Origin of the sequence: Actinoplanes campanulatus, assembly GCF_014647795.1 — a bacterium.
GTDB classification, from domain to species: Bacteria; Actinomycetota; Actinomycetes; order Mycobacteriales; family Micromonosporaceae; genus Actinoplanes; species Actinoplanes campanulatus.
Map to the genome: position 1 here is coordinate 184,843 of NZ_BMPW01000021.1, position 15,116 is coordinate 199,958.

General features: G+C 72.6%; 14 protein-coding genes and 1 pseudogene. 10 read left to right on the forward strand and 5 right to left on the reverse strand.

All coding sequences use genetic code 11. The features are described from left to right. Positions 1–90 precede the first annotated feature (90 nt). Complete coding sequence (locus tag IEZ13_RS35030; protein WP_229795414.1) at positions 91–1,692, forward strand: amino acid permease; 1,602 nt, start codon at positions 91–93, stop codon at positions 1,690–1,692. Here IEZ13_RS35030 and IEZ13_RS35035 read toward each other — a convergent pair. Next, the gene (locus IEZ13_RS35035) at positions 1,661–2,164 is read right to left on the reverse strand and encodes a hypothetical protein (protein ID WP_183225273.1); all 504 of its coding nucleotides are present in this window, start codon (positions 2,162–2,164) and stop codon (positions 1,661–1,663) included. The two genes, IEZ13_RS35030 and IEZ13_RS35035, sit on opposite strands and share 32 nt — an antisense overlap. A gap of 204 nt (positions 2,165–2,368) precedes the next feature. Between IEZ13_RS35035 and IEZ13_RS35040 the strand changes: the two genes are divergently transcribed. From IEZ13_RS35040 to IEZ13_RS35065, 6 genes are all read left to right on the forward strand, one after another. Next, complete coding sequence (locus IEZ13_RS35040) at positions 2,369–3,946, forward strand: alpha/beta hydrolase (protein WP_183225272.1); 1,578 nt, start codon at positions 2,369–2,371, stop codon at positions 3,944–3,946. Between the two features lie 248 nt (positions 3,947–4,194). Beyond that, entirely contained in the window at positions 4,195–4,782 is a 588-nt protein-coding gene (locus tag IEZ13_RS35045; protein WP_183225271.1) for a TMEM165/GDT1 family protein, read from the forward strand. An 8-nt stretch (positions 4,783–4,790) separates the two neighbouring features. Then, positions 4,791–5,702: a cyclase family protein gene (locus IEZ13_RS35050; protein ID WP_183225270.1), complete on the forward strand. Its 912-nt coding sequence runs from the start codon at positions 4,791–4,793 to the stop codon at positions 5,700–5,702. Further along, entirely contained in the window at positions 5,699–6,715 is a 1,017-nt protein-coding gene (locus IEZ13_RS35055; RefSeq protein WP_183225269.1) for a tetratricopeptide repeat protein, read from the forward strand. The genes IEZ13_RS35050 and IEZ13_RS35055 overlap by 4 nt, the downstream gene beginning before the upstream one ends. Positions 6,716–6,838: 123 nt before the next feature. Continuing rightward, on the forward strand, positions 6,839–7,561 hold the full coding sequence (locus tag IEZ13_RS35060) for a tetratricopeptide repeat protein (protein WP_229795416.1): 723 nt from the start codon (positions 6,839–6,841) through the stop codon (positions 7,559–7,561). A gap of 39 nt (positions 7,562–7,600) precedes the next feature. Next, positions 7,601–8,314, forward strand: coding sequence for a LamG-like jellyroll fold domain-containing protein (locus IEZ13_RS35065; protein ID WP_183225268.1), 714 nt, complete (start codon positions 7,601–7,603; stop codon positions 8,312–8,314). On the opposite strand, the gene IEZ13_RS35070 is transcribed toward IEZ13_RS35065, so the two are convergent. Next, a complete protein-coding gene (locus tag IEZ13_RS35070) occupies positions 8,304–9,422 on the reverse strand; it encodes a glycoside hydrolase family 18 protein (RefSeq protein ID WP_183225267.1) in 1,119 nt (372 codons plus the stop codon). The genes IEZ13_RS35065 and IEZ13_RS35070 overlap by 11 nt on opposite strands. 86 nt (positions 9,423–9,508) lie before the next feature. Here IEZ13_RS35070 and IEZ13_RS35075 point away from each other — a divergent pair, with 86 nt between their 5' ends. Both IEZ13_RS35075 and IEZ13_RS35080 read left to right on the forward strand, forming a co-directional pair. Next, entirely contained in the window at positions 9,509–11,464 is a 1,956-nt protein-coding gene (locus tag IEZ13_RS35075; protein WP_229795419.1) for an alkaline phosphatase family protein, read from the forward strand. 6 nt (positions 11,465–11,470) lie between these two features. Beyond that, positions 11,471–12,577, forward strand: a complete 1,107-nt coding sequence (locus IEZ13_RS35080; RefSeq protein WP_183225266.1) for an NHL repeat-containing protein — start codon at positions 11,471–11,473, stop codon at positions 12,575–12,577. On the opposite strand, the gene IEZ13_RS35085 is transcribed toward IEZ13_RS35080, so the two are convergent. Continuing rightward, positions 12,574–13,413 carry an SDR family NAD(P)-dependent oxidoreductase gene (locus tag IEZ13_RS35085; RefSeq protein WP_183225265.1) on the reverse strand — a complete coding sequence of 280 codons (840 nt, stop codon included), beginning with the start codon at positions 13,411–13,413 and terminating at the stop codon, positions 12,574–12,576. The two genes, IEZ13_RS35080 and IEZ13_RS35085, sit on opposite strands and share 4 nt — an antisense overlap. A 115-nt stretch (positions 13,414–13,528) precedes the next feature. Between IEZ13_RS35085 and IEZ13_RS35090 the strand changes: the two genes are divergently transcribed. After that, positions 13,529–14,209: a hypothetical protein gene (locus IEZ13_RS35090; RefSeq protein ID WP_183225264.1), complete on the forward strand. Its 681-nt coding sequence runs from the start codon at positions 13,529–13,531 to the stop codon at positions 14,207–14,209. Positions 14,210–14,256: 47 nt separating this feature from the next. Here IEZ13_RS35090 and IEZ13_RS35095 read toward each other — a convergent pair whose 3' ends face one another. Continuing rightward, positions 14,257–14,928, reverse strand: a complete 672-nt coding sequence (locus IEZ13_RS35095; RefSeq protein ID WP_183225263.1) for a DedA family protein — start codon at positions 14,926–14,928, stop codon at positions 14,257–14,259. Between the two features lie 100 nt (positions 14,929–15,028). Beyond that, a pseudogene (locus IEZ13_RS47035) lies at positions 15,029–15,116 on the reverse strand (RNA polymerase sigma factor SigF); the annotation flags it as partial.

Sequence of the window (15,116 nt, forward strand, 5' to 3'; positions counted from 1 at the left end):
GGTTCGGGGTTCGTGCCAATCTAGTCACGAACGGTCAGTGCGTCGATACGTACGGTTGTCAAAGCCGGGTGGTTGCGACTGAATGGACCCGTGGAGATCTCCGAGGAGGATCCGTCGCCGGGGCTGGCGGCCGGCCGGGTCGGCGCCGCTTCGATCGCCTTTCTCGGGCTGGCCGCCGCCGCCCCGATCGTCACCCTGGTCACCGTGGTCCCGGCTGTCCTGGCCGACGGCGCGGGGCCGCTCGTTCCCTGGTCGTTCGCCGCCGCCGGGCTCCTGCTCCTGCTCTTCTGCGGCGCCCAGTCCGCGATGATCCGGCGCTACCCGAGCGCCGGAGCGGCGTACTCCCAGGTGGTCAAGGGCCTCGGCCGGCCCGCCGGGATGGCCGCCGCCTGGCTCGCGATCGCCGGGTACCACGCGATCCAGTTCGGTCTCTACGCGCTCGCCGGTGTGACCGCCGCGCCGCTGGCGCAGAGCCTGCTCGGCCGTAGCGTGCCGTGGTGGGCGGTGGCGGCGGCCTGCTGGGCGGTCGTCGCGCTCTGCGGCACCATGCGGATCGAGGTGGCGGCCGGGGTGATCGGCCTGTTCGCGGTCGCCCAGGTGGCCGTGCTCGCCGGGATCGGCGCGGCCAACGTGCTCCAGCCGTTCGGCGACCGGGTCACCGCCGAGTCCATCCGGATCGCGGACTGGACCGTGCTGGACCGGCCGGCGATCGGCCTACTGCTGGCCGTCGCGGTGCTGGCCTTCACCGGTTTCGAGTCCACCGCGGGGTACGCCGAGGAGGGCTTCCAGCCCCGCCGCAGCGCCGGGCTCGGTGGCAGTCTCGCGGTGCTGCTGATCGCCCTGCTGCTCGGCGGCCTCTCCTGGAGCATGCTGGTCGCCGCCGGCCCGGACCGCACCGCCGTGGTGGCCGAGGTCCGCGGCGCCGACCTGCTCTTCGACCTGGCCGCCGACCGGCTCGCCCCGTGGGCCGTCACGCTGGGCCGGTTCATGCTGCTGGCCGGCGTGGTGGCGGCCGTGCTGTCACTGCACCAGGTGATCACCCGCTACCTGTTCGCGCTGGGCCGGGAACGGGTGCTCCCCGCCGTACTGGGAAATGTCCGTCGCCGGACGGCCGCGCCGCGCGCCGCCTCGGTGACCCAGTCGCTGATCGCGGGTTCGACGCTGGCCGGCGCCTACCTGGCCGGCGCCGACCCGGGCCCGCGCACCGCCCGCTGGCTGATCGTCGGCGGTGTCCTGAGCATCCTGCTGGTGCTGCTGCTCGTGGCGGTGGCCGCGCTGCTGCACCTGAACCGGATCCCCGGACCCGAACGGGCCTGGGGTCGTTTCGTCGCGCCCGTTCTGTCCACAGTGTCCCTGGGAGTGGTCGCCGTCCTGGCGTTCCGTGACCTGCCCGCCCTGCTCGACATGCCGGCCGGATATCCGCTGGTCCGGGCGATTCCGGGCTGCCTGCTGGGCTGTGTGCTGCTGGCCGCCGGTCACGCGCTGCTGCTGCGCGCGCTGCGCCCGGTCCGCTATGCCGGCATCGGCCTGGCCGGCGCGGCCGTGGTGATCACGCCGTCGAGCCCGCCCACCCCGCCCACCCCGGCCGCCGCACACGCCGAGCCCGGGGCGCCGAGGATCCCCCGGCAGCGCGATCCCGGCGCGCACCGGCCCGAGCGAATCACGACCCGAAGAAGTCCTGGACCTGAGTGAGCGTCAGGTAGCCCTGCGGCTCCAGTTCGCGCGGGATGGACGGCAGGCCCTTGGCCGTCACCGGCACCTCGCCGGCGTCCTCCGGCGGGGCCGACGGGGTGGGCGGCGGCGGCAGGTCGGGCAGGGCCAGCGCCTCGCGGATCAGCTCGAACATGGTGCGCACCTCGGTGGCCGCCCGCCGGACCAACTCATCACGGGCGGTCCCGGCCGGCGGCAGCGCGCACGTGAAGTTCGCGCGCAGCCGGTCGTCGACGCGCCGGAGGTCGGCGCTGGGGCGCAGGTGGTCGAGCCGGCCCTCGGTGACGATGCCGAGTTCACAGTCGAGGAAGCCGGACCGGTGCCACCACTGCTGCCAACGCGGGTCCGCGTCCAGGGTCTGTACGGCATGTTGCAGCGCCAGCAGGTAGAACCGAGGCGCCTGTCCGTCCCGAGTTGCCGTCCCCAGCCGTGGGTGGAGCCAGAACTCGTCCATGGTTCGCAATAGTTGCAAACCGGGCGGTGGTCGGTAGGGATTCCGTGGTGGCGCGTCCGAGTGGATTGCCGGAATGGTGGCTATAAGCCCAATCATCTGTCTTATCAGAAAAAGTACCTTATGAGGTGGCGTCTCGGCGTGGACGGGTGATAGGTGCCCGACCGCCCCGCAGCATGGGGGTGAATCGGACACAAGGGGCTGGTAATGAGAAGAATCTGGGTGACCGCCACCGCGGTCGCGCTCGGTACGGTCGGTGCCACGGTCACCGCGGTGCGGGCCGAACCGGCGCGCGTCGCGCCGCCGCCGATCGTGTGGGGCGCCTGCACCGACGCGACGCTCAAGTCGAGCGGCGCCGAATGCGGTCAGCTCTCCGTGCCGCTGGACTACGCGAAACCGGACGGCACGAAGATCCAGATCGCCGTCTCGCGGGTCAAGGCCACCGTGCCCAAGGACAAGTACCAGGGCGTCATCCTGGTGAACCCGGGCGGACCGGGTGGCGCCGGCGTGGGCATGGCGGCACTCGGCGAGCACGTGCCGAAACAGGCCGGCAAGGCGTACGACTGGATCGGCTTCGACCCGCGCGGGGTGGGCACGAGCACGCCGAAGCTGACCTGCGACGACGACTACACGGGCTACAATCGGCCGCCCTACGTGCCCAGCACTCCCGAGGTGGAGAAGGCCTGGCACGCCAAAACCACCGCGTACGCGGCCGCCTGTGCCAAGGCCGGTGGCGCCCTGCTGGACAACATGAAGAGCGTGGACACGGTCCGCGACATCGAGAGCATCCGCACCGCGCTCGGGGTCGACAAGATCAGCTTCTACGGCTTCTCGTACGGCACCTATCTCGGGCAGATCTACGCCACCAAGTACCCGGAGCGGGTGTACCGGATGATCCTCGACGGCGTGGTCGACCCCACCCGGGTCTGGTACCGCTCCAACCTCGACCAGGACGTCGCCTTCGACAAGTCGATCAAGGTGTACTTCGCCTGGCTCGCCAAGTACGACTCGGTCTACCACCTGGGCAAGACCGCCGCCGAGGTGGAGAAGGCCTACTACCAGCAGCTCGCCGCGCTGACGGCCCAACCGGCCGGGGTGATCGGCCCGGCCGAGCTGACCGACGTCTTCCTCCAGGCCGGCTACTACGTCTTCGGTTGGCAGGAGGTCGCCCGCGCGTTCTCCGACCTGGTCACCATGAAGGATCCGGCCGGCCTGAAGCGGCTCTACGACGAGGAGCACCCGCAGTCCGCCGGGAACGACAACGGGTACGCCGTCTACCTGGCCGTGCAGTGCACCGACGTCGCCTGGCCGTCGGACTGGAAGAAGTGGGCCCGGGACAACTGGAAGGTGCACAAGAAGGCGCCGTTCGAGACCTGGGGCAACGCCTGGTACAACGCGCCCTGCCGGCACTGGGCCGCCGACCCCGGCCGCCCGGTCGAGGTGGACGGCGCCAAGGCTCCGCCGGCACTGCTGATCAGCGAGACCCTGGACGCCGCCACGCCGTACACCGGAGCCCTGCGCGCCCGTGCGCTCTTCCCGCGGGCGGCCCTGATCGAGGGCGTGGACGGGACCACCCACGCCGGATCGCTGTTCGGCAGCACCTGCGTCGACAACTCGATCGCCGACTACCTGGCCACCGGCGCGCTGCCGGCCCGGGCCAAGGGGAACCGCTCCGACAAGCAGTGCGAGCCGATCGCCAAGCCCACCCCGTTGGCCGCCACCGGCAAGAGCGCCGTCCCGGTGAGCGAGCGCCTGCGGTTGCAGCGGATCATCGCGGGCCGCTGAGCGGACGGCCGGTCAGCGGCCCGTGTGATTCCTCACCGGGCCGCTGACCAGGACGTGGGCTATGCTCGATCCCGCGAAGGGGAGTAGCTCCCAATGTCGCGGTCGACATACTGATCCCGGTCAGCCGGGCTCCGGCCGCGCGGCCTCCGACGAGGCGAGCGAGACCTTCGACCAGGCCGTATTCATTGACGGCCGGGTCGAGGTCGCCCTGCGCCCATAGCCCGGTCGTGATCACCGGGAGTGGAAAGTTGGAAGGTTTCCTCGCCGCGCTGGTTATCAGCTTCGCGGTCATCTTCGTCGCCGAGCTCGGCGACAAGTCACAGCTCATGGCGATGACGTTCGCCACCCGTTACCGTCCCGTCCCGGTGCTGATCGGCATCACGGTGGCGACCGCCGTGGTGCACCTGGTCTCGGTCGGCATCGGCTACGGGCTGGGCGCCGCCCTCCCGACCGGCTGGATCTCGCTGGTCGCCGGCATCGCCTTCCTCGCCTTCGGCGCCTGGACGCTGCGCGGCGACGCCCTCACCGACGACGAGAAGAACAAGGCCGAGCGCTCCACCGGATCCGCCATCCTGGCCGTCGGCGGCGCGTTCTTCCTGGCCGAACTCGGTGACAAGACCATGCTCGCGACCATCACCCTGGCCACCCAGCACGGCTGGTTCGGTACGTGGATCGGCTCCACGATCGGCATGGTGGCCGCCGACGCGCTCGCCATCCTGGTCGGCCGCTACCTCGGGAAGCATCTACCCGAAAAGGTCATCAAGTACGGAGCTGCCACACTCTTCGCTATCTTCGGCATCTGGTTGATCACCGAAGGCGTGATCGAGTTGCGATAGGGGGAGCCGTGCTGGATTACCGGGCCGAGTTCGACGCCGAGGTCGCTCTCGAGGGTGGGGGCGAGTTGCGGGCGCGCGGGTTCCGCCTGGACATTCCGCACGCCGACGTCACCGAGGTCGAGGTCACCGCGCTGCTGGTGGCCGCGCTCGCCCCGCAGCGGGTGGAGCGGGCCCAGGTCCGTGGCATCCGGATCCTCGCCGAACCGCACCCGCCGGCCGGCCGCACGCCGGTCGAGCGGGTGCGATACGTCGAGCTGAGCCACGTCATCGAGGCCGGCCTGGTCACCTTTCCCGGCCTGCCCGGCCCGGAGATCGGCCCGCACCTGACCCGGGAGGCGTCCCGGGGCGTCTACGCGCCCGGCACCGAGTTCTGCATCGAGCGGATCAGCATGGTCGGCAACACCGGCACGTACGTGGACAGCCCGTACCACCGCTACCCGGACGGCACCGACCTGGCCGGCCTGCCGTTGGAGCGCCTCGCCGGGCTGCCCGCCGTGGTGGTCCGCGCGGTCGGCGGCGAGCGCGGGGTCACCGCCGAGATGCTCGCGCACGTCACGGTGGCCGGGCGGGCGGTCCTGCTGCACACCGGCGCCGACCGGCACTGGGCCACCCCGGCGTACGCGACCGGCGCGCCCTTCCTGACCGCCGACGGCGCCCGGCTCCTGGTCGACCGGGGCGCCGCGCTGGTCGGCATCGACGCGGTCAACATCGACGACATGTCCCCGGCCACATGCGGTGAGCGTCCCGCGCACTCGCTGCTGCTGGCCGCCGGCATCCCGATCGTCGAGCACCTCACCAACCTGCGTGAGCTGCCGCCGTCCGGGGCCCGGTTCACCGCCGTGCCGCCGCGGATCGCCGAGTTCGGCTGCTTCCCGGTCCGGGCCTTCGCCACCGTCCCGGTCGAGGACCCACAGACGTGACCCGCGAACTGGAACTGGCCCGGATCCGGTTGGGCCGTGGGGAGCCGGCGGCCGCCGCCGAGCTGCTCGGCCCGCTGCTGGCCGCCGAACCGGACCATGTGGCCGCGCTGGTGCTGATGACCCACGCCCAGCTCGCCCTGAAACGGCCCGACCTCGCCGACGAACTGGCCCGGCGTGCGGTCGACCACGCCCCGGAGTCGCCCGACGCGCTGGCCGTCCTCAGCCGGGTGCACACCGAGCTCGGCCGGCACGACGAGGCGATCGCCGCCGCCCGGGCCGCCGCCGACCGGCAGCCGGAGAATCCGTACCGGTACAACCGGCTGGCCTGGGCGCTGCTCGAGGAGGGCCGCCACCCGGTGGAGGCCGAGCACGCGGCCCGCGAGGCGATCCGGCTGGACCCGGAGGAGGCCGACTTCCGGATCACCTACGCCATGGTGATGAAGCAGCTGAACCTCATCGAGCGGGCCCGCCAGGCGCTGCGGGACGCGCTCGGCCTGGCCCCGGACAACGCGGTGGCCCGGCACGAGCTGGCCGTCCTCGACGTGGCCGGCCATCACCCGTTCGCGCTGACCCGCCTGGCCCGGGGCGCGTCCGGGCTGGTCGGCGCGCTGCGGGCGGACCCGCGCCAGGACGCCAGCCGGTTCCTGCTGGACGTGGCGCTGCGCCAGTTCCTGGTCTACACCGCGATCATCCTGGTCCTGCTCTCCTTCCTGGGCTGGCGGACGGCCGGGGCGTCGGTGCTCGGCGCCCGGCTGGCGGCCGCCGCGGCGGTCCTGATCCCGGTCGCCTACGCCGGCTACTTCGTGACCCGTCTCGATCCGTCGCTGCGCGTCTACCTGCGCGGCCTGCTCGCCCACGGCCGCCAGCGGATCGCCGTCGCGGCGGCCGGGCTGGCGTTCGTGCTGCTGCTGGCCGCGCTGGTCGCCCCGGCCGCCTGGCTCGGCGGCCTGCTCGGCGCGGCCACCGCGGCCGGGTTCGCGGTCCGCCTGCTCACCGCCCCGGCCGCCCGGTGACCACCCACTCACGCCCGGCGGGCGCGGCACGGTCCGGACCCGGCAGAGAGATCGCGGGGTACGGGCGGGACTGTGCACTCCCGTACCTCTAAAGATCTTCGGGTTTCTGCCGATTAGGGCGTCGTGATCACTGACCGCGAATCCGGAGCGGCGCTGACCTCCCCCAGCGACGCCCCCGCGCTGGCCTTCGCCGATCCGGGCGACCTGGGGGTGGCGCGTGCCGCCGCCCTGTTCGAACAGATGCAGCCGGAGAAGGCGGTCGAGCTGCTGACGCCCGTGCTGGTGCAGCGGCCGGACTCGGCGCCCGGCTGGATCCTGATGGCCCGGATCCGGCTGGCGCTCGATCAGGTGGATCCGGCGCTGGAGGCGGCGACCCGGGCCGTGGACCTGGCGCCGGAGGACCCGCGCCCGCTGGCCATCGCGAGCCGCGCGCTGACCCTGCTGGGGCGGCACGAGGAGGCGATGAGCATGGCCTACCGCGCGGTGATCGTGGAGCCGAAGAACCCGCTGTGGCACGACCGGGTGGCGTGGGCGCTGGTCGCCGCCGACCGACAGCTCGGTGACGCGGAGCAGGCGGCCCGTACCGCGGTCGGCCTGGACCCGAACGAGGCGCACTACTACTTCACGCACGGCGTGACGCTCGCCGCGCTCGGGCACGTGGATCAGGCCCGGCAGGCGTTGCAGACGTCATTGCGGCTGGAGCCGGAGAACCCGGTGGCCAAGCACCGTCTGGACGTGCTGAACGGCGAGGCCGTACCGGTGGTGGAGAAGAGGAAGCGGGGTTGGCGGCTGTTCGGCCGCAAGGAGGAGAGCAAACCGGCGCGTCCGGAGGAGTTCCGTCCCTGACTAAGAGCCCTATAACAGGGCATAAGTATTATTTCGGGCATGCGATCTTGTTTGTCCGCGGTGACTCTGGTGCTCGCGACCCTCGTCGTGACCGCCGTGCCGGCGCACGCGAACGAGCCGTTGCTCATCGCTCACTACAGCTTCAACGCCCGGGCCGGCGCTCTGGCCGACGAATCGGGTAACGGGCACACCCTGCGGATGCTCTCCTTCCAGGGCGGCCGGGTCCGCACCGTGGCGCACGGCCTCGGCGCGGCGGTCGCCTTCCCCGGCAAGTGCATCCGGCTCGTCTGCCCGCACGTCGTCCTCCAGAGCGGCACCTCCGCCGACCTCAATCCGGGAACCCGGGACATCGCCTTCGGCGCCGACGTGCTGCTGCCACCCGGTCAGACCAGCCCTGGGCAGAACATCGTCCAGAAGGGCTACTCCACCCTGAGCAGCCAGTACAAGCTCCAGATCGACGGCGCCGCCGGCCATCCGAGCTGCGTGCTGGTCGACGTCCGGCAGCCCGGCATCCGGATCGCCCGCAGCATGGTCACCACCGCGGACGGCCGCTGGCACCGGGTGCGCTGCCAGCGGAGTGGCACGTCGCTCACGATCTACGTCGACAACGTGGTGCGGGGCCGGACCACCGTTCCGGCCGGGCTCACCGTCTTCAACGACCAGCCGCTGCGGATCGGGTCGAAGGGCGCCTACCGGGACAACGACCAGTTCAACGGGGTGCTGGACAACGTCTGGGTACGGATCACCCGCTGAGCGCCCGCAGAAGCACGCCGTCGTGGGTGTCGCCGGACAGCTCCCAGGCGAACAGCCCGCCGAGCTCGCGCTTCCGGGCGTACGCCACCTTGGCGGCGACCGTCTCCGGGGTGTCGTACGACCACCACTGGTCGCCACAGTCGGCGTACGCCGTACCGCCCAGCGTCCCGGTCGGCGGACACCGGCCCACCAGCACCCGGTAGTCCTCCAGCCCACGGGCCGTGCCGGTCCACCCCCGCCCGTAGAAGCCGACCCCGATCAGCAGCTTCCCGGCCGGCACCCCGGCCCGCAGCAGCTCGTCCACGGTCGCCGAGGTGGTGGCGGTCTCCCGCGGGATGCCGGGATAGGGCTCGAGCGGGGAGTGCGGCGCGGCCGTGCCGGGCCCGCTCCCGGCCGCGCCGAAGTAGTCGTAGGTCATGGCGCCCAGCCAGTCCGCGTGCCGGGCCGCCGACGCGTAGTCGGTGGCCCGCAACCGTCCCAGGTCACCCGGCACCGCGGCACTGATCAGCGCACCCGGCCCGAGTTCGGCACGCAGCGCCGACAGCATCCCGGCGAGCGCCGCCGGGCCGCTGTCGTCGCAGGTCGTGCCACAGGCGTTCGGGTACTCCCAGTCGACGTCGATCCCGTCGAACAGCCCGGCCCAGCGCGGATCGGCGAGCAGCCGCCGGCACGACGCGGCGAACCCGGCCGGATCCTTGGCCGCCTCGGTGAACCCGGCCGAGCCGGTCCAGCCGCCGAACGACCACAGCAGCCGGATGCCGGGGTGCCGCTTCTTGAGCTTGCGCAGCTGACCGAAGGTGCCCCGCAGCGGGTCGGCCGCCGTGTCACCGACGCCGTCCACGCTGTCCGCCGCGCTGACCAGGCGCCGATGGGCGGCCCACGCGTCACCCATCGCGCAGCGGCCGCCGGTCACCCGGCCGAACGCGTACGTCAGATGGGTGAGCCGCTCGGCCGCCAGGTCCTTCACCCGGAAGTCACGTCCGTAGACGCTCCACTCGGTGAGGTAGCCCGCCACGACCAGCGGCTCCGCCCGGGGCACGGGCGCCGGCGGCTCGCCGCACCCGGCGAGCAGAAGGATCAGGAGCGAGAACGCCGACCGGAAGCGCATCGCCCCGAAGGTATCCGCCCCTCGGGGTGGGTGGCACGTCGTTCCCTCGTTCGGGTTCGGATGCACCGGTGTGTAATCGTCGGTTCGTGGCCATTCGCACCCAAGCACGCTGGGCCGTCCGCCGGGGCCGGGCCGTGCTGCGCAGCGCCATCCTCACGTTCGTGGTGCTCACCCTCACCCTGTGGCTGATGCCCGGGGTGGCCGGCACCGACGTGGTCGACACCCTCGGGCTCGTGGTGCTGGTCGCGGCCGTCGGCGCGGTGCTGCGGCCCCTGCTGCTGCTCGGCATCACGGCGCTCGGCGGCTGGGCGGCCATGCTGCTCGGCGTGGTGGCCCAGGTCGTCGTGATGGTGGTGGCGCTGCGGCTCGACCCGGGCAGCCGGGTCAGCGGGCTGCCCAGCCTGGTGTTCGCCGCGATCCTGGCCGTCATCGTGGCCGCCCTGCTCGACTGGATGGTCGACAGCGGCAGCGACGACACCTTCGTCCGCGAGGCCCGCCGCTTGATGCGCGGGGTCCGCCGCCGCGCCGCCGGCCGCCTCCTCACCCTCCGCCGCCCGCCCGCCGGCACCGAGCCCGGCCTGCTCATGGTGCAGCTGGACGGGGTCGCCGAACCGGTCCTGCGCTGGGCGATCCGGGCCGGCAACCTGCCGGTCCTGGGCGACTGGCTGCGCACCGGCAGCCACACGGCACGCGGCTGGCACACCGGCCTCCCGTCGACCACCCCCGCCTCACAGGCCGGCATCCTGCACGGCGCCACTCGGCAGATCCCCGGCTTCCGCTGGTACGAGAAGGACACCGGCCGGGTGATGGTCTCCAACCGGCCCCGGGACGCCGCGATCATCGAGTCCCGGCTCAGCGACGGCCGCGGCCTGCTGCGCGACGGCGGGGTCAGCATCGGCAACGCGTTCAGCGGCGACGCCGCCACCAACCTGCTGACCGTCAGCCACGCGGCGCTGCCCGGCCGCTCGGCCCGGGGCTGGGCGGCGTTCATGGCCTCCCCGTACGGCTTCACCCGCGCCCTCGTCCTCGGGGTGGCCGAGGTCTTCACCGAGCTGCACCAGGCCCGCCTCCAGCGGCGCCGCAACCTGCGACCCCGGGTCAGCCGGTCCGGCGCCTTCCTGGCCCTGCGCCCGGCCTCGATGCTGCTGCGCGACGTGAACGTGTCGCTGGTCGCCGAGCAGATGGCCCGCGGCGTCCCGGCGATCTACTGCGACCTGGTCGACTACGACGAGGTGGCGCACCACGCCGGCCCGGCCCGCCCGGAGTCGATGCGCCAGTTGGAGAACCTGGACCGGATGCTCGGTGTGCTGGAACGCCTCGCCCCGGAGGCGGCCCGCCGCTACCACCTCGTGGTGCTCTCCGACCACGGCCAGAGCCAGGGCCCCACCTTCCGGCAGCGGTTCGGCGAGAGCCTCGACGAGGTGGTCCAGCGGCTGGCCGCGGACGCGCTGGTGGTGTCCTCCGGCAACCTGTCGATGATCTACCTGACCCGGTTCCCGCGCCGGGTCGGGCGGGCGGTGATCGAGCACGACCACCCGCAACTGATCACCGGGCTGACCGCCCACCCGGGGATCGGTCTCGTGGTGGTGCAGGACGAGGACGGGCCGGTGGCGTACGGGCCGGGCGGCACCCACCGGCTGCTCGACGGGGCGGTCACCGGGACCGACCCGCTCCTGCCGTACGGGCCGCACACCCGCGCCGACCTGCTACGCCACCAGAGCGCCGCGCACGTCGGCGACCTCGTGGTGATCAGCTCGGTGGATTCGGGGACGCTGGAGGTGTGCGCCTTCGAGGAACTGGTCGGCTCGCACGGCGGGCTCGGCGGCTGGCAGACCGACGCCATGCTGGTCCACCCCGCCGACTGGCCGGTCACCCACGAGCTGAACGGCCCCGACGCGGTGCACCGGCAACTGGTCGACTGGCTGGTCATGCTGGGCCTGCGCCAGCCGGATCAGGGCACGCTGGAACGGTCCGCGCCGATACCAGCGAGCGGCCCGCAGGCGGAGGAGATCGCGCGACTTTCCCCCATCAGGGATGGTTAGACCGATGTGCGACTGCTCGTTCTGATCCTCCTGCTCGCCCTGTCCGCCGCGGCCCCGGCCCGGGCCGTCGAATCCGCCGTCCGCTCCGCGCCCACCTTCAACGGAACCGTGTACGCGATCGCCTACCTGGGCGGCACGGTGTACGTCGGCGGAGGGTTCACCAAGGCTCGATGGGGCGGGCGCAGCTATCCACGGCAGCGGCTGGCGGCGTTCGACGGGCGTACCGGGGCACTGCTGGACTGGGCGCCCCCGGCGGACGGCACGGTTCGCGCACTGGCCGCCACCCGCGGCGCCGTCTACGCGGCCGGCGGCTTCCACCGGGTCGGCGGCGCGAAACGTGACTCGATCGCCCGGATCGACCCGGTCGCCGGCAGCGTCACCTCGTTCCGGCACGACATCGCCGGCACGCCGTACGCCCTCGCGATCGGCGCCGGCCGCCTCTACCTGGGCGGCAGCTTCACCGCCGTGAGCGGGCACGCACTGCGCAACCTGGCCGCCTTCTCGCTGGCCACCGGGCGCGTCGACACCCGCTGGCGGGCCGGCGCCGACGACCGCGTGCGCACCCTCGCGGTCTCCGGCGGCCAGGTCTTCCTGGGCGGCGCCTTCCGGGAGGTCAACGACGACCCCCGATCGGTACGCCTGGCGGCCGTCGACGGGGTCACCGGCGTCCTCGACCGCTACTTCCGGCCCAGCGTCGCCGCCGAGGTCAACGCGATCACGGTGAACCACGCCGGCGTGTACGCGGCCACCGGCGGACAGGGCGGCCGTGCCGTCGCCTACACCCTCGACGGCACGACCCGCTGGCAGCGCGTCTTCGACGGCGACGCCACCGCGATCACCACGGTCGGCGAGGTGGCGTACGTCGGCGGCCACTTCGACCGGGTCTGCCTCACCACCCGCAACGGACCGCGGGGCGCCTGCCTGGACGGCTCGGCGCCACGCGTCAAACTGGCCGCGGTCACCGGCGACGGCCGCCTCACCGAGTGGAGCCCGCAAGCCAACGGCGTCGCCGGGGTCCGTGTCCTGACCACCGACCCGATCGGCGTCCTCGACGCGGGCGGCGACTTCACCGCGATCGGTGGTCTGGACCGGCCCCGCTTCGCGCGTTTCTAGTCCACCCGGGCCCGGCGGCGGCTCAGCCGCTGGGTGATCGCCCAGTAGCGGGCCGGGGCGATCCGGGTCAGCAGGTCGCCGGCCTTCGCCTCCCGGGTGATCACCAGCCGCGGGTTCCGGTTCTCCACGGCCGCCACGATCTGCCGGGCGGCCTCCTCCGGCGGCAGGGTCAGCGCCGCCGCGGCGAACCGGCGGCCCTCTGCGGTCTCCTCGCTGTCCGGGTCGACTCCGCTGAGCCGGGCGCTCGTCGCGATGTTGGTGCGGACCCCGCCCGGGTGCACCACCGTCACCCCGACACCGCGGGGCGCCAGCTCGTGCCGCAGCGCCTCGGTGAAACCGCGGACGGCGTACTTGCTCGTCGCGTACGCCACCTGGCCCGGCGGCGCGAACAGCCCGAACAGGCTCGACATGTTGACCAGGTGCGCGCCCGGCCGGGACAGCAGTTGCGGCAGGAACGCCTTGGTCATCCGGATCACCGCGTGCAGGTTGATCTCCAGCAGCCAGTCGATGTCGGCGGTGTGGTTCTCCTCGAACGTCCCGATCAGCGTCACCCCGGCGTTGTTGATCAACAGATCGGCCGGGCCCTGGCGCGACGAGATCTCCGCGGCCAGGTCCAGGCGGTCGCCGCCATCGCTCAGATCGACGGGGTACGCCGTGACGCCCGCCGCCCCCAGTTCCCGGGCCAGCCCTGCCACCCGCTCCAGCCCCTCGACGTCCCGGTCCACCAGGGCCAGTTCGGCACGCCGTCGCGCCAGATCAAGCGCGAGCGCCTCCCCGATCCCGCCGGCCGCCCCGGTGATCACGCAGGTACGCCCCGCGAACGTGAACCGCTGCACTATCCAGACTCCCTTCGGTGACTGACAACCGGTGCCTAACGACCGCACAGGATCCGCATAGCCCGGCTCGGCAATCTTCACCCGGTCAGCAGAGAAACCGGACCGAGGAGCGCCGATGACTCAGCACGATCCGTCCGCCCGAGGGCCGGTACCGCGGCATTCCGCCCAGGCCCGAGCCTCGCACGGCGAGTGGGCGCACCGGCCCTCCGAGGTGCCCGATCCGCAGTCGGTCCCGGCCGACTGGTCGCCGTCCGGGATGACCCACGCCGGTACGCCCGGCGCCGGATACGCCGACTACCCGGCCGATGCCTGGACCGGTGCCGGCCAGCCCGCTGCCTGGAACGGCGGCTCGATCCCGGACCGGGTGCCCGCCGCATGGAGCACGCCGGAGCCGGCCACCGAGCAGTGGACCGAGCCGCATCCCCCGGCCTGGAACAACGCGGCCGCGGAGCAGCCGTCGAGCACCTGGAACGCGGCACCCGAGGCCGCTCCCGCGTGGGGCGCCGTGGTGCCCCGGCCGCATGCCCACCCGCCCGCCACCCCGGCCGTCTGGGAACCCACTGCCGCACCGGCCGCCGGGAGACCGCCGGCCGTGCCTGGATCGGCTTCCGGTGCCCGTACCCCGAAGAAGTCAAAGTTGATCTTTGCTGGCGCCCTGGTCGCCGCCGCACTGGCCGGTGGTGGCGCCGGCGCGGGCATCATGGCCGCGGTCGGCGGCGAAAGCGCGGCCACCGCCCCGGCCGGCCAGCCGCCGAACGGGCCGGCCCCCACCGCACCGCCGACGAAGGCGAGCTGACTGGAGGCGTGGGCGGTCCCGCTTGGACGGCGGGAACCGCCCTCGTGTCATGCCTGGCTCTGGCTCTCCTCGAGCGCGAGCTGAGCGGACCGGGCCCGGCGCCTGCGGACGTGCCGCACGTGCAGCGACACGTAGATCGCCAGAGCCGCCCCGAGCACGCCGATGATCGACCACCGGTACTCGTGGGCCCGCCCCATGATGGGCACCAGATTGGCGCCGAGCAGGTACGCGACCGTGCACCACCACCCGACCCAGAGCGCCGCCCCGATCGCGTTGTAGAGCAGGAAGGTCTTCCACGGCATCCGGGTGATCCCGGCGATCACACCGTTGAGCTGCCGCAGCCCGTCGATGAACCGGGCCACCACGATGATCCGGTTACCGCGCTTGGCGAAGAACTGCTCCGCCTTCTCCAGCCGCGCCGGTGTCACGAAGATGTATTTCCCCCACCGGTGCACGATCTTGCGGCCGCCGCGCAGCCCGATCCAGTACCCGATGTTGTCGCCGATCACCGCCGTCACGAACGAGATCAGCGCGACGAGGAAGATGTTCATCCGCCCCGCACCGGCGTAGATCGAGCCGGCGACCATGATGGTCTGTCCGGGCGCGGGCACGCCGAAACTCTCCACCACGATGACGCCGCCGATCGCCAGATAACCCCAGCTGTCCAGGATCGGGGCCACGTTGTGCAGGAACCCGGGAAGGTCGGCAGTAGGTGGCATCCGCTAAACGGTAGCGGCAGCCGGGAGTAGTAACCGCACAGGACCGGTGCAGGACGGGGGCACCGGCCTCAGCCGGCACCCCCGATCGTGGCGAACCGGGTCAGATCGCATCCGGTGCGAGCTGGCCGCGAAGCTTGGTGAGCGCCTTGGTCAGCAGTCGCGAGACGTGCATCTGGGAGATGCCGATC

Bases quoted from the DNA above. Each gene is read 5' to 3' on its own strand.
- IEZ13_RS35090 (WP_183225264.1), top strand. From the start codon at position 13,529: ATGACTCAGCACGATCCGTCCGCCCGAGGGCCGGTACCGCGGCATTCC.
- IEZ13_RS35065 (WP_183225268.1), top strand. From the start codon at position 7,601: ATGCGATCTTGTTTGTCCGCGGTGACTCTGGTGCTCGCGACCCTCGTC.
- IEZ13_RS35035 (WP_183225273.1), bottom strand. From the start codon at position 2,164: ATGGACGAGTTCTGGCTCCACCCACGGCTGGGGACGGCAACTCGGGAC.
- IEZ13_RS35070 (WP_183225267.1), bottom strand. From the start codon at position 9,422: ATGCGCTTCCGGTCGGCGTTCTCGCTCCTGATCCTTCTGCTCGCCGGG.
- IEZ13_RS35095 (WP_183225263.1), bottom strand. From the start codon at position 14,928: ATGCCACCTACTGCCGACCTTCCCGGGTTCCTGCACAACGTGGCCCCG.
- IEZ13_RS35040 (WP_183225272.1), top strand. From the start codon at position 2,369: ATGAGAAGAATCTGGGTGACCGCCACCGCGGTCGCGCTCGGTACGGTC.